This window comes from Burkholderia sp. SIMBA_051, assembly GCF_046534915.1.
Lineage (GTDB): Bacteria > Pseudomonadota > Gammaproteobacteria > Burkholderiales > Burkholderiaceae > Burkholderia > Burkholderia ambifaria.
The window spans coordinates 305,931-318,887 of record NZ_JAWRXS010000009.1 but is presented as its reverse complement, the minus strand read 5'-3'; the positions used below and the strand labels follow the sequence as shown (position 1 = coordinate 318,887).

Sequence of the window (12,957 nt, the reverse complement as noted above, 5' to 3'; positions counted from 1 at the left end):
AGCAAGCAGGACCAAGCAGGACCAAGCAGGACCAAGCAGGACCAAGCAGGCATAACGACCGGCCGGTCACGACACCGGCAGGCATTCTTGCGGCCAGCGAATCAGGCTGCCTGATAAAGGCGGCCATTCGGACGACACCTCGCGCGCCGATCCGCCCCTGGCCGGCGGCGGCGCGCGGCGGCCGTTGCAGGGCCGACCGACTACAAGACATGGGATTGGAGACAGGATGAACACTTACGTTGCCGAAAAATCCACGGTCGCGACCACGCTCGCGCTGTGTTTCGCGGTCGCCCTCCTCGAAGGGCTCGACCTGCAGTCGGTCGGGGTCGCCGCGCCGCGCATGGCGCATGAGTTCGGGCTGACCGTGTCGCAGATGGGCATCGCGTTCAGCGCGGGCACCTTCGGGCTGCTGCCGGGCGCGATTCTCGGCGGGCGGCTCGCCGATCGGATCGGCCGCAAGCGCGTGCTGATCGCGTCAGCCGTGCTGTTCGGGCTGCTGTCGATCGCGACCGCGCAGGTGTCGAGCTTCTGGATGCTCGTCGTCGTGCGCGTGCTGACCGGCATCGGCCTCGGCGGCGCGATGCCGAACCTGATCGCGCTGTCGTCCGAAGCGGTCGAGCCGCGCTTGCGCAGCAGCGCGGTCGCGACGATGTATTGCGGCATTCCGTTCGGTGGCGTGATCGCGTCGCTGATCGGCGTGCTGCTCGCCGGCGACACCGAATGGCGGCACATCTTCTACGTCGGCGGCGCCGGGCCGCTGCTGCTCGTGCCGCTGCTCGCGTGGTGCCTGCCGGAATCGCGCGCGTATCTCGACGTCGCCGGCACGCCGGCCGCACGCACCAGCGTCGCGCACACGCTGTTCGGCGACGGCCGCACGACGTCGACGTTCGCGCTGTGGATCAGCTACTTCTGCACGCTGATCGTCCTCTACTTCCTGCTGAACTGGCTGCCGTCGCTGATGGCCGCGCGCGGGCTCGACCGTGCACATGTCGGCCTCGTGCAGATCGCGTTCAACGTCGGGGCTGGGCTCGGCGCGCTCGGCATCGGCGCGGCGCTCGACCGGATGCGCGCGTCGCGCGTGGTCGGCGGCATGTATGTCGGGATCGTGCTGTCGCTTGCCGCGCTCTCGGCCGCGCCCGGCTTCGCGTCGCTCGCGGCGGCCGCGTTTGCCGCCGGGATGTTCGTGGTCGGCGGGCAGTCGGTGCTGTATGCGCTCGCGGCGATCTATTACCCGACCGCGATGCGCGGCACGGGCGTCGGCGCGGCGGTGGCGGTCGGGCGGCTCGGTTCCGTCGTCGGGCCGCTGGCGGCCGCGACGCTGCTGGCCGCCGGCCGCAGCGCGCCGGTCGTGATCGGCGCGAGCATCCCCGTCACGCTCGTCGCGGCCGTCGCCGCGCTGGTGCTGATTCGCCGCCCGCAAGCCGGCGACTGACGTTCACGATTTTTCGATGCGCGCCGTCAGAGCGCGCCTACTCAAGGTCTGGAGACAAACGCAATGAACACGAAAACCAGGAACGGCCTGCTGGCCGCCGGCGCCTGCTGCGCACTCGCCGCGCCGGGCGCGCACGCGCAGTCGAGCGTGACGCTGTACGGAATCATCGACACGGGCGTCGAGTTCGTGTCGCACGCGAACGCGGCCGGCGACCACGTGGTGCGCATGCCGGGCGTGACGGGCGAGCTGCCGTCACGCTGGGGCCTGCGCGGCACCGAGGATCTCGGCGGCGGCTACCAGGCGGTGTTCACGCTCGAAAGCGGGTTCAACGTGCGCGGCGGCGACCTCGGGCAGGGCGGGCGGCTGTTCGGGCGGCAGGCGTTCGTCGGGCTGAAGAGCGGCTTCGGCACGCTCGCGTTCGGCCGCCAGTACACGATGACCTATCTCGCGCTGCAGGGCGCGGACATCATCGGCCCCGACATCTACGGGCTCGGCTCGCTCGACGCGTACGTGCCGAACGGCCGCGCCGACAACGCGGTGACCTACGTCGGCACGTATCGCGGCGTGACGCTCGGCGCCGCGTATTCGTTCGGCCGCGACGGCGCGGGCACCGGCAACTCGCCGGGGCAGGGCACGTGCGCGGGGCAGGTGCCGGGCGACGCGGTGCAATGCCGCAACTGGTCGGTGATGCTCAAGTACGACAGCGCGTATTTCGGGGCGGCGGCGTCGTACGAGGAGCAGCGCGGCGGCACGGGCGCCGCCGCGAACTTCTTCGACGGCGTCGCGCCGGTCGCCTTCACCAGCAGCGGCGGCAAGGATGCACGCACGCACGTGAGCGCCTACGCGCAGGCGGCGGGCGCGCGCATCGGCGCGGGCTGGATCGGGCGGCGCGTGTCGACCGGTTCGCCGGCCGCGGCCGGCGCGCATTCGGACCTGTTCTTCCTCGGCGCGTCGTATGCGATCAAGCCCGACTTCGTCGTCGACGGCGAAGGCTACCGGATCGTCAACAGCGCGCACGACACGCGCGCGACGATGGCCACGCTGCGCGCGACCTATCTGCTGACCAAGCGCACGGCCGTCTACGCGCAATCGTCGTATCTGTGGAACAGCGCGCATGCGCGCTACGCGGTCAGCGGCGGCGGGGCCGGCACGACGCCCGGCCAGGGGATGGGGCAGCTCGGCGCGATGGTCGGCGTCCGGCACATGTTCTGATTCGGCAGCCTGACGAACGGGAGATATCGTGAAGAGACAATCTGCATTCCTCTGTATCGCGCCGCTGTCGGCGGCCATGCTCGCCGGTTGCGGCGGCGACGATTCGGTCAGCTCCGCGCCGACGCATCTGAGCGCCGCGACGCCGGCCGCGATGACGCAGACCTGCGACGCGCTCGCCGCGAAGCTTGCATATGCGAACACGTCGTTCACATCGGTGACGACCGCGGCCGCCGGCGCACTGACGGTGGCCGGCAAGCCGATCGCCGAGCACTGCGTGATCGCCGGGAAGATGAACGAGCGCGTGAGCGCGGTGGACGGCAACACCTACGCGATCGGCTTCCAGATGCGCTTGCCGAAGGCGTGGAACGGCCGCTTCTTCTATCAGGCGAACGGCGGCCTCGACGGCAACGTCGTGACCGCGACCGGCGAGATCGGCGGCGGCGGGCCGCTGACCGACGCGCTGAACCAGGGTTTCGCGGTGATCAGCTCGGATTCCGGGCACAGCGCCGCGCAGAACCCGCTGTTCGGCCTCGATCCGCAGGCGCGGCTCGACTACGGCTACGGCGCGGTCGATGCGCTTACGCCGATGGCCAAGCAGGTGATCCGGCTCGCGTACGGCAAGGCGCCCGACCGCAGCTATTTCGGCGGCTGCTCGAACGGCGGCCGTCACGCGATGGTCACGGCCGTGCGCAACCCGGCCGACTACGACGGGATCATCGCCGGCGACCCGGGCTTTCACCTGCCGAAGGCGGCGATCGGCGAGATGTACGGCGCGCAGCAGTTCGCGAAGATCGCGTCGGCGACCGGCTCGAACGGGCTGCCCGACATCCGCAGCGGCTTCAACGACGCGGAGCGCCAGTTCGTCGGCGCGAAGATTCTCGACAAGTGCGATGCGCTCGACGGCGCGACGGACGGCATGGTGCAGGACGTCGCCGCGTGTCAGGCGCACTTCAGCGTCGAGACGGACATCCCGGCCTGCGCGAACGGCACGCGCACCGGATCCTGCCTGACGACCGCGCAGAAGAGTGCGCTCGAGAACGTGTTCGCGGGGGCGCGCAACAGCGCGGGCACGGCGCTCTACGCGAGCTTTCCGTACGATCCGGGTGTGGCCGCCGCCGGCTGGGCCGGCTGGAAGCAGTCGAATTCGATCACGCTCGACCCGGCTGCGATGGCGTTCACGTTCATGACGCCGCCGAAAACCGCCGCGACGCTCGCGAACCTCGCCGGCTTCGCGCTCGGCTTCGACATGGACAACGACGCGCCGGCGATTTTCGCGACGAATGGCGTGTACACGCAATCGTCGTGGTCGTTCATGACGCCGCCCGACGAGACCAACCTGTCCGCGCTGAAGTCGCGCGGCGCGAAGCTGCTCGTCTATCACGGCACCGGCGATCCCGTGTTCTCGTTCAACGATACGCGCGACTGGTATGCGCAGGTCGCACAGGCGAACGGCGGCGACGCGTCGAGCTTCGCGCGCTTCTATCCGGTGCCGGGGATGAACCACTGCGCGGGCGGGCCGGCGGCCGACCAGTTCGACATGCTGACGCCGCTCGTGGCGTGGGTCGAGCAGGGGCAGGCGCCCGCCGCGATCGTTGCCACCGCGCGCGACGCGACGAACGCGGTGCCGAATGCGGACGTGCCGAGTTCGTGGGGGGCTGGACGCACGCGTCCGCTGTGCCCGTATCCGCAGGTCGCGCGCTACAACGGTTCGGGCGACGTGAATTCGGCGGCGAGCTTCAGTTGTCGCTGATGTAGCCGGAACGCGGATGTGCCGATCGGTGCGTGGATCGGACCATCCGCCGTGGTTCCGCCGCGGCAATGGCGAGCGCGCCGGTGCGCATGGAAAAAAAGCGGCGGTGAGCCGCGCGTGACGAGGGCGTTTGCCGCCGGAGGCCGCGCCCGGGATACTATGGCGCTTTCTTGTCGGCGCGACGCGTGCTGACCGACGTTCCTTGCCAGGTATCTTTCCCCCGATTCAACCATGCAAACCGTAGCGGTACTGGACTTCGAAACCACCGGGCTTTCTCCGAACCTGGGCGACCGGGCGACCGAGATCGCGGTGATCCTGCTGCGCGACGGCGAGATCGTCGACCGTTACCAGAGCCTGATGAACGCGGGACGCCGCATTCCGTCCGACGTCGTCACGCTCACCGGGATCACCAACGAGATGATTGCGTCGGCGCCGCCGGTGTCGCAGGTCATGAAGGAAGCCGCCGCGTTCGTCGGAAACCATCCGGTCGTCGCGCACAACGCCGGCTTCGACAAGCGGTTCTGGCAGGCCGAGCTCGGGATGCTCGGCATGGCGGCCGAGCATGCGTTTGCGTGCACGATGCTCGTCGCGCGGCGCATCTATCCGCACGCGCGCAGTCACCGCCTGTCGAGCCTGGCCGACATGCTGCGCTTGCCGCAGACGGGCCGCGCTCACCGGGCGATGGTCGACGCGGAGATCGCGAGCCATCTGTGGTGCCGGTTGCAGCGCGACATCGGCGCGACTTACGGCCTGCGGCACATCGATCACGGGCTCATGTCGCGCTTGCAGACGACGAGCAAGGCCAAGGTCGCGACGTTTTTCGGGTCATTGGCCGCCGACGGGCGCTGACGTCATGCGTCGAGGTCCACCGGCACCTCGAGCCCGACCTTCACGCGGCTCATGCTCACCAGCGTCTTGAACCGCTTCACGTTGTTGTTCGCGAAGAACAGCTCGCGCGTGAGCGCGTTGTACTGATCCATGTTGCGCACGGCCAGGATCAGCACGAAATCCCATTCCCCGGTCACGTAGTAGCACTGCTGGATCTGCGGGCAGCGCTCGAAGGTCCGCTTCATCGCGTCGAGCAGGTCGATCTGCTCGCTCTCGACTTCCACGTTCACGACGATCGTCAGCGGATGATCGACCTTGTCCGGCGCGACGACCGCCGTATAGCGCTCGATCACGCCGTCGTCCGCGAGCCGCCGCAGGCGGCGGTTCACGGCGGCGGTCGACAGGTTCACGCGGGCGCCGAGTTCGTTCTGCGGCGTGTGCGCGTCGCGCTGGACTTCCATCAGCAGCTTGCGATCGAACGCATCGAGTGGGGTGGGCATGATGGCGCGGCAACCTCGAAAGAATGAGAAATTTTTGCGTGCGACCCGTCGATTTGGCGATTTTTTTGACCGGCCCGCGCAATATTATTTTTCGGACCGACGGCGAGCGCAACCCGTGTGCGCCCGCACCGCATCCACCGACGGGCCGCCCGCGCGGCCCTTTTCCGGAGCCCTTCCCGCCATGCTGATCGCCAACCCCCGCGCGTTGCGCACCGACTATCCCGATACGCTGCGCCGTGTCATGAACATCGCAGCGGCCGACGAGAGCGGCGCGTGGCTGTCGCACTGGCCGCTCGTCGGCGCCGCGCGCACGCCGTTGCGCACGCTGCCGGACCTGGCCGCGCGGCTCGGCGTCGCGAGCGTCAGCGTGAAGGACGAGGCGTGCCGCTCGCCGCTCGGCAGCTTCAAGGCGCTCGGCGCGCCGAGCGCGCTGATGCGGCTCGTGAAGCGGCTGCGCCACCGCGAGGAACTCGATCCGCGGGGGCTCGTCACGGGCCGCTACGCGGCGTCGCTCACCGACCTCACGGTGATCAGCGCGACCGACGGCAATCACGGCCGGGCGCTGGCCGCCGCCGCGCGCGCGATCGGTTGCCGCTGCGTGATCGTGCTGCATGCGCACGTCGACGCGGAGCGCGAGCACGCGATCGCCGCGCACGGCGCGCGGATCGTGCGGATCGCCGGCAACTACGACGAATCGGTCGTGCACGCCGCGCGGCTCGCGCACGAGAACGGCTGGCACGTGGTGTCGGATACGTCGTACGACGGCTACGAGGCGATTCCGCGCGACGTGATGCAGGGCTACGGCGTGATCGCGGCCGAAGCGCTCGCGCAGCAGCCGGCGGACGATCACGACGATGGCGGCCGGGCGTTCACGCACGTCTTCCTGCAGGGCGGTGTCGGCGGTCTGGCGGCCGGCATCGCGAGCTATCTTTGGGAGCACGCTGGCGCGCGGCGGCCGCATTTCATCGTCGTCGAGCCACGCCAGGCCGATTGCCTGTACCAGAGCGCGCTCGCCGGGCGCGCGACGAAGGCGACCGGCAGCGTCGATTCGGTGATGGCCGGGCTCGCGTGCGGCGAGGCGTCGCCGCTCGCGTGGGATTTCCTCGAGCCGAGCATCGACCACTTCATGCTGATCGACGACGACGACGCGGTCCGGGCGATGCGCGCGCTGGCAGCCGGCAGCGAACGCGACGTGCCGTTCGTGTCCGGCGAGTCGGGCGCCGCGGGCATCGCGGGGCTGACCGTGCTGATGCGCGACCCGGCGCTGGCGCGTCAGGCCAGGCTCGATGCGCATTCGCGCGTGCTGGCGATCAACACGGAAGGTGCGACCGCGCCATCCGTCTACCGGCAGTGCGTCGGCGAGACGGATGGCGCGGTGCTCGCGCGCCAGCGCGACTGGCTGAATCACGCGGCCGCGATGGCCTGAATGAACCGGACGATATGACGATCGACGAGGCAACCACGATGGACGCAACCGACGCAACGGAAGAAAGCACGCTGCAGGGGCAACTGAAGACCTGGCGCCGGCATCTGCACCAGCACCCGGAGACGGGTTTCGAGGAAGTGAACACGTCGGACTACGTCGCACGGATCCTGACGACGCTCGGGCTCGACGTGCATCGCGGGATCGGCGGCACGGGCGTCGTCGCGAACCTGACGGTCGGCACCGGCACGCGCGCGATCGGCATCCGCGCGGACATGGACGCGCTGAACATCGCCGAGCGCGCGCCGGGCCGCGAACATGCGTCGCGCACGCCGGGCAAGATGCACGCGTGCGGGCACGACGGCCACATGTCGATGGTGCTCGGCGCCGCGCGGCTGCTGGCCGAGAGCCGGGGCTTCGACGGCACGGTGCGCTTCATTTTCCAGCCGGCCGAGGAGCATGGGCGCGGCGCGAAGGCGATGATGGCCGACGGCCTGTTCGAGCGCTTTCCGGTGGACGCGATCTTCGGTGCGCACAACATGCCGGGCATGCGCGCCGGCACGTTCTCGACGCGCGCGGGCGGCATCATGGCGAGCGAGGACAACTTCGTGATCCGGATCGACGGGCGCGGCACGCATGCGGCGCGCCCGCACATGGGCATCGATCCGATCGTGATCGGCTCGCAGATCGTGCTCGCGCTGCAGACGATCGTGTCGCGCAATCTCGATCCGGGCCAGCCGGCCGTGATCTCGTGCACGGAGTTCATCACCGACGGGCTGCGCAACGTGATTCCGTCGACGGTGACGATCAAGGGCGACACGCGCAGCTATTCGCGCGACGTGCAGGCGCTGCTGGAAACGCGGATGCGCGAGATCAGCGACGGCATCTGCCGTACGCACGGCGCGACCTGCACGTTCGAGTACACGCACGAGTTCGCGCCGACGGTGAATTCTCCGGAATGGGTCGACACGGCCGTGCAAGCCGCCGCGCAGGTCGCGGGCGCCGACGCGGTGAACGCAAACGTGCAGCCGATGATGATCTCGGAAGACTTCGGCGCGTTCCTGCAGGTGGTGCCGGGCAACTTCGTGTTCATCGGCAACGGCGAAGCGGCCGGGCACGGCGGCGTGCCGCTGCACAACGCGACGTACGATTTCAACGACGAGATCTTGTTGGTCGGCGCGCGCTATTTCGCGGAAGTGGCGCGGCGCGCGTTGAAGGCTGCGTAGCGCGGGGCTGGCGGGCCGTCACGCGGCCGGTTCGGTCGTGCGTTTGTGCGTTCGTTCGGCAGGCGGCTACGCGCGGGCCGCCCGCTTGCCGGGCGCGTCCGCCGTGCCGGTGCGATCGAGGATCGCCAGCACTTCGCGCGCGGTGTTCTCCGAGTGGCGGCGCAGCACCTGCGGCAGCACCGCATGGTCGGGATCAGCGAGCGCGGCCATGATTTCCTCGTGCTCGTGCAGCGATTCGGCCCAGCGCAGCGTGTCGGCGTTCGCGGCGCCGCGCGCGCGGTGCACCTTCGACATCAGCGACGCATAGATGCCCGACAGCACCGGGTTGCCCGCCGCGTCGATGATCATCTGATGGATCTGCTGGTTCAGCCGGAAATATTCGACCCGCTTGCCGGCCTCGTGGCACTCGACCATGCGCCGGTGCTTCGCCTGCAGCGCGGCGAGCGCGGACGCGCCGATGCGCTTGCGCAGCAACTCTCCCGCCATCGCCTCGAGCCCGTGCAGCAGCTCGAACGTCGAGACGAGATCGTCGACGTCGATCGACGCGACGCGATAGCCGATGTACTGGCGATGCGTGACGGCGCCTTCCGCGACGAGCACCTTCAGCGCCTCGCGCAGCGGCGTCTTCGACACGTCGAACGCGAGGCTCAGCTCTTTTTCGTCGATGCGCGCGCCGGGCGGCAATTCGCCCTCGTCGATCATCACGCGCAGGCGCGCGGCGATCTCCGCGGCCATGCCGCGGGTGCGCAGAAGGAGGGGATTGCGGGGTGTCTGGCTCATGATGGTGCGAGCTTATCACGATATCGGGGCTTACCCTGCACCATCGTAGTGACAAAACAAATTCAATAAAACCAATCGTTTACGATAACTGTAATTATAAATTTCTAATCCTATACTTGGCTCAACGTTGCACGACGTCCTGATCATCCTCGTTCATCCCTGGAGTCCGTCCATGTCTTCAACCTCCGGTGTCGCTGCCATGACGGTCGGCAAGTCCGCCGTCCGCTGGAAGATATTCGTCGTCATGCTGAGCCTCATCGCGATCAACTACGTCGATCGCGCGTCGCTGTCCGTCGCCATGCCTTACATCTCGCAGGAGTTCCACATCGGGCCGGCGATGGAGGGTCTGATCCTCAGTTCGTTTTTCTGGACCTATGCGGTGATGCAGATCCCGGGCGGGATGCTGGCCGACCGGTTCAAGCCGCGCATCGTGATCGCGATGGCGACCGTGTTCTGGGGCTTCTTCCAGGCGATCGCCGCGCTGTGCACCAACGCACCGTCGCTCCTGCTCACGCGCCTCGGCCTCGGTGCGTCCGAAGCGCCGATCTACCCGGCCGGCGGCAAGCTCAACGCAATCTGGATGACGCAGACCGAACGCGGCCGCGGCGCCACGCTGCTCGACGGCGGCGCGCCGCTCGGCGCGGCCCTGGGCGCGGTGCTGATCGCCGGCCTGATCGCGCTGCTCGGCTCGTGGCGGCTCGCGTTCGCGGTGGCCGGCGTCGGCACGGTGCTCGCCGGTTTCCTCGCGTGGTACTACATCCGCAATACACCGCGCGAGCATCCGGGCGTCAACGACCTCGAAGCCGACTACATCGAGGCGTCGCACGCGAGCGACCTCGCGTCCGAGCCGGCCGGTGCGTCGGGCCGCTCGCGCGACTTCTTCAAGTACCGCTCGGTGTGGTGCATGTTCTTCGGCTGGATGTGCTTCAACAGCGTGTTCTACGGGCTGCTCACGTGGATGCCGAACTACCTGCACAAGGTGCACGGCTTCGACATCAAGCAGATGGGCGGCTCGACCTTCATCATCTTTTTCTGCGGCTTCATCGGCGAGCTGCTCGGCGGCTGGATCGCCGACAAGTGGAAAGCCGCGGGCGGCCGCCCGAACGTCGTGATGCGCACGCTGTTCGGCATCGCCGCGGTGATCGCGACCGTGTCGATCTTTTCCGTCGCCTATGTGAAGAGCCCGGTGGCGTGCGTCGCGCTGCTGTCGTCGACGCTGTTCTTCCTGCGCTGGTGCGGCCTGTACTGGTGCATCCCGTCGTCGCTCGGCACGCGCAACAAGATCGGCTTCCTCGGCGGCCTCATGAACCTCGGCGGCAACCTCGGCGGCGTCACCGTGCCGATCCTTGTTGGCGCGATCGTGCAGTTCACCGGTTCCTACTTCCTTGCGCTGATGGTGTTCGCGGCGGCCGGCGTCGGCCTGCTCGTGTGCTCCAGCGCGATCGACTACGAAAACAAGCTCCCGGTCTGACCGACCCCTTGACCGACCCTTTTCACCGCATTGATTGCATTCACTGGTAGAGAGAACCTCATCATGAAGAAACGTACCCTGCTCGGCATGCTCACGCCTTCTTCCAACACGTCGCTCGAGCCGCTGACGAGCGCGATGGTCGCCGGGCTGCCGGGCGTGTCCGCGCACTTCGCACGCTTTCCGGTCACCGAGATCTCGCTGACGGGCCAGGCGCTCGGCCAGTTCGACGACGACAAGATCATCCAGGCCGCGATGCTGCTCGCCGATGCGAAGGTCGACGTGATCGCATGGAACGGCACGTCGTCCGGCTGGCTCGGCTTCGAGGCCGACGAGCGGCTGTGCGAGCGCATCACCGCAGCGACCGGCATTCCGGCGACGACCTCGGTGCTCGCGCTCAACGAGATCCTGAAGAAGACCCGCGCGCACGAGTTCGGCCTCGTCACGCCGTATCTCGACGACGTGCAGACGAAGATCGTCGACAACTATCGCCGCTCAGGCCTGGACTGCATCGCCGAGCGCCACCTGAACCTGAAGGTCAATTTCTCGTTCTCCGAAGTGACGGGCGACCAGATCGGCGCGATGGTGCGCGAAGTCGCGAAGGCCGGCCCGCGCGCGATCTCGATCTTCTGCACGAACCTGAACGCCGCGCACCTGGTGCCCGCGCTCGAGGAAGAGACGGGCATCCCGATCTACGACACGATCTCGACCGTCGTGTGGAAGTCGCTGCAGCTCGCCGACTACGACACGCGGCAAGTGAAGGGCTGGGGGCGTCTCTTCAGCGACGTGATCTGAGGCGCGCGTCATGTCGAACGATCTCGATTTCGTAATCCGTCACGCGGACGTCGTGACGGCGGCGGACCGGTTCTCGTGCGACATCGGCATCCGCGCGGGGCGCGTGGCCATGCTCGGCCACGGGCTGCCGCGCGCGCCGCGCGAGCTCGATGCGAGCGGGATGCTCGTGATGCCGGGCGGCGTCGATGCGCACTGCCATCTCGACCAGCCGATGCCCGATGGGCTGAAGATGGCCGACGACTTCCTGACCGGCACGCGCTCCGCGCTGTGCGGCGGCACGACCACCGTGGTTCCGTTCGCCGCGCAGGCGAAGGGGCAGTCGCTGCAGGCGGCCGTCGACGACTATCACCGGCGCGCGCAAGGGCGCGCGCTGATCGACTACGGCTTTCACCTGATCGTCGCCGATCCGACGCCGCATGTGCTGGCCGAGGAGCTGCCGCGGCTGATCGCGAACGGCTATACGTCGTTCAAGGTGTACATGACCTACGACGACCTGAAGCTGAACGACCGGCAGATGCTCGACGTGCTGTCGGTCGCGCGCGAGCACGGCGCGCTCGTGATGGTGCATGCGGAGAACTCGGACTGCATCGGCTGGCTGACCGAGCGGCTGCTCGGCGACGGCCACGTCGCGCCGCATTTCCATGCGCATGCGCGGCCGGCCGTGGTCGAGCGCGAGGCGACGCATCGCGCGATCGCGTTCGCGGAACTCGTCGACGTGCCGATCCTGATCGTGCACGTGTCGGGTGCGGAAGCGATCGAGCAGATCCGCTGGGGGCAGTCGCGCGGGTTGCCGATCCTGGCGGAAACCTGCCCGCAGTACCTGTACCTGACGGCCGACGATCTTGGTCACGGCGGTCACGGCGGTCACGGCGGTCACGGCGGTCACGGCGGTCACGACGGGTACGAAGGCGCAAAGTGCGTGTGCAGTCCGCCGCCGCGCGATCCGGCGAACCAGCAGGCTGTGTGGAAGGCGCTGAAGCAGGGCGTGTTCTCGGTGTTTTCCTCGGACCATGCGCCGTTCAACTATGACGATCCGTGCGGCAAGCATCCGGGCGGCCATGCCGTTTCGTTCGACCATATTCCGAATGGAATTCCGGGGCTCGAGACGCGCTTGCCGCTGCTGTTCGACGGCGTGCGCCAGGGGCGGCTATCGCTGCACCAGTTCGTCGAGCTGACGTCGCTGCGGCCCGCGAAGCTGTACGGGCTGTATCCGCGCAAGGGGACGATCGCGGTCGGCGCCGATGCGGATATCGTCGTATGGGATCCGGACAAGCGCGTGCGGATCGCGAATGCGTCGCTCCATCATGCGGTCGACTACACGCCTTATGAAGGGATCGAGGTGACGGGCTGGCCGCGTCATTGCCTGTCGCGTGGCGAGCTGCTCGTCGAGGACGGCCGGCTGCTCGCGGCGGAGCCGGGGCGCGGGCAATTCGTGCCGGCGGGCAAACCGTGTCTCGACTGATGTCACGGCAGTGATGTGACGTTTCCCACGCGGGCGCTGTGCGACGAACGGGCGCGCAGGCGTCGGGCTCGCGCATGCCGG

The 12,957-nt window shown here is 68.4% G+C and carries 11 protein-coding genes; 9 read left to right on the top strand and 2 right to left on the bottom strand.

Annotated features, from left to right (window positions below; translation table 11 throughout):
- Nucleotides 1–226: 226 nt before the first annotated feature.
- The 4 genes from mhpT to SB771_RS23460 all read left to right on the top strand — a co-directional run bounded on the left by mhpT (nt 227) and on the right by SB771_RS23460 (nt 5,243).
- Nucleotides 227–1,432, top strand: coding sequence for a 3-(3-hydroxy-phenyl)propionate transporter MhpT (gene mhpT, locus SB771_RS23475; protein ID WP_175659948.1), 1,206 nt, complete (start codon nt 227–229; stop codon nt 1,430–1,432).
- A gap of 63 nt (nt 1,433–1,495) precedes the next feature.
- Nucleotides 1,496–2,644, top strand: coding sequence for a porin (locus tag SB771_RS23470; RefSeq protein ID WP_011659852.1), 1,149 nt, complete (start codon nt 1,496–1,498; stop codon nt 2,642–2,644).
- 28 nt (nt 2,645–2,672) lie between these two features.
- Nucleotides 2,673–4,394 (top strand): tannase/feruloyl esterase family alpha/beta hydrolase, encoded by a 1,722-nt coding sequence (locus SB771_RS23465; protein WP_175659949.1) that lies wholly within the window; start codon nt 2,673–2,675, stop codon nt 4,392–4,394.
- Nucleotides 4,395–4,625: 231 nt separating this feature from the next.
- Nucleotides 4,626–5,243, top strand: coding sequence for a PolC-type DNA polymerase III (locus SB771_RS23460; protein ID WP_175659950.1), 618 nt, complete (start codon nt 4,626–4,628; stop codon nt 5,241–5,243).
- Between the two features lie 2 nt (nt 5,244–5,245).
- On the opposite strand, the gene SB771_RS23455 is transcribed toward SB771_RS23460, so the two are convergent.
- Nucleotides 5,246–5,722 (bottom strand): Lrp/AsnC family transcriptional regulator, encoded by a 477-nt coding sequence (locus SB771_RS23455; RefSeq protein WP_175656799.1) that lies wholly within the window; start codon nt 5,720–5,722, stop codon nt 5,246–5,248.
- A gap of 181 nt (nt 5,723–5,903) precedes the next feature.
- Between SB771_RS23455 and SB771_RS23450 the strand changes: the two genes are divergently transcribed.
- Nucleotides 5,904–7,148: a diaminopropionate ammonia-lyase gene (locus SB771_RS23450; protein ID WP_175659951.1), complete on the top strand. Its 1,245-nt coding sequence runs from the start codon at nt 5,904–5,906 to the stop codon at nt 7,146–7,148.
- A gap of 38 nt (nt 7,149–7,186) precedes the next feature.
- Nucleotides 7,187–8,371 (top strand): M20 aminoacylase family protein, encoded by a 1,185-nt coding sequence (locus SB771_RS23445; protein WP_175659952.1) that lies wholly within the window; start codon nt 7,187–7,189, stop codon nt 8,369–8,371.
- Nucleotides 8,372–8,437: 66 nt separating this feature from the next.
- Here the strand turns inward: SB771_RS23445 and SB771_RS23440 are convergent, their stop codons facing one another.
- Nucleotides 8,438–9,151 carry a GntR family transcriptional regulator gene (locus SB771_RS23440; RefSeq protein WP_175659953.1) on the bottom strand — a complete coding sequence of 238 codons (714 nt, stop codon included), beginning with the start codon at nt 9,149–9,151 and terminating at the stop codon, nt 8,438–8,440.
- Nucleotides 9,152–9,323: 172 nt separating this feature from the next.
- On the opposite strand from SB771_RS23440, the gene SB771_RS23435 reads away from it, so the two are divergent.
- The 3 genes from SB771_RS23435 to hydA all read left to right on the top strand — a co-directional run bounded on the left by SB771_RS23435 (nt 9,324) and on the right by hydA (nt 12,876).
- Nucleotides 9,324–10,622: an MFS transporter gene (locus SB771_RS23435; protein ID WP_175659954.1), complete on the top strand. Its 1,299-nt coding sequence runs from the start codon at nt 9,324–9,326 to the stop codon at nt 10,620–10,622.
- A 63-nt stretch (nt 10,623–10,685) separates the two neighbouring features.
- The gene (locus tag SB771_RS23430) at nt 10,686–11,414 is read left to right on the top strand and encodes an aspartate/glutamate racemase family protein (protein WP_126226260.1); all 729 of its coding nucleotides are present in this window, start codon (nt 10,686–10,688) and stop codon (nt 11,412–11,414) included.
- 10 nt (nt 11,415–11,424) lie between these two features.
- Nucleotides 11,425–12,876 carry a dihydropyrimidinase gene (gene hydA / locus SB771_RS23425; RefSeq protein WP_175705301.1) on the top strand — a complete coding sequence of 484 codons (1,452 nt, stop codon included), beginning with the start codon at nt 11,425–11,427 and terminating at the stop codon, nt 12,874–12,876.
- The last annotated feature ends 81 nt before the right edge of the window (nt 12,877–12,957 follow it).

Bases quoted from the DNA above. Each gene is read 5' to 3' on its own strand.
- mhpT (WP_175659948.1), top strand. From the start codon at position 227: ATGAACACTTACGTTGCCGAAAAATCCACGGTCGCGACCACGCTCGCG.
- SB771_RS23470 (WP_011659852.1), top strand. From the start codon at position 1,496: ATGAACACGAAAACCAGGAACGGCCTGCTGGCCGCCGGCGCCTGCTGC.
- SB771_RS23460 (WP_175659950.1), top strand. From the start codon at position 4,626: ATGCAAACCGTAGCGGTACTGGACTTCGAAACCACCGGGCTTTCTCCG.
- SB771_RS23455 (WP_175656799.1), bottom strand. From the start codon at position 5,722: ATGCCCACCCCACTCGATGCGTTCGATCGCAAGCTGCTGATGGAAGTC.
- SB771_RS23450 (WP_175659951.1), top strand. From the start codon at position 5,904: ATGCTGATCGCCAACCCCCGCGCGTTGCGCACCGACTATCCCGATACG.
- SB771_RS23445 (WP_175659952.1), top strand. From the start codon at position 7,187: ATGGACGCAACCGACGCAACGGAAGAAAGCACGCTGCAGGGGCAACTG.
- SB771_RS23440 (WP_175659953.1), bottom strand. From the start codon at position 9,151: ATGAGCCAGACACCCCGCAATCCCCTCCTTCTGCGCACCCGCGGCATG.
- SB771_RS23435 (WP_175659954.1), top strand. From the start codon at position 9,324: ATGTCTTCAACCTCCGGTGTCGCTGCCATGACGGTCGGCAAGTCCGCC.
- SB771_RS23430 (WP_126226260.1), top strand. From the start codon at position 10,686: ATGAAGAAACGTACCCTGCTCGGCATGCTCACGCCTTCTTCCAACACG.
- hydA (WP_175705301.1), top strand. From the start codon at position 11,425: ATGTCGAACGATCTCGATTTCGTAATCCGTCACGCGGACGTCGTGACG.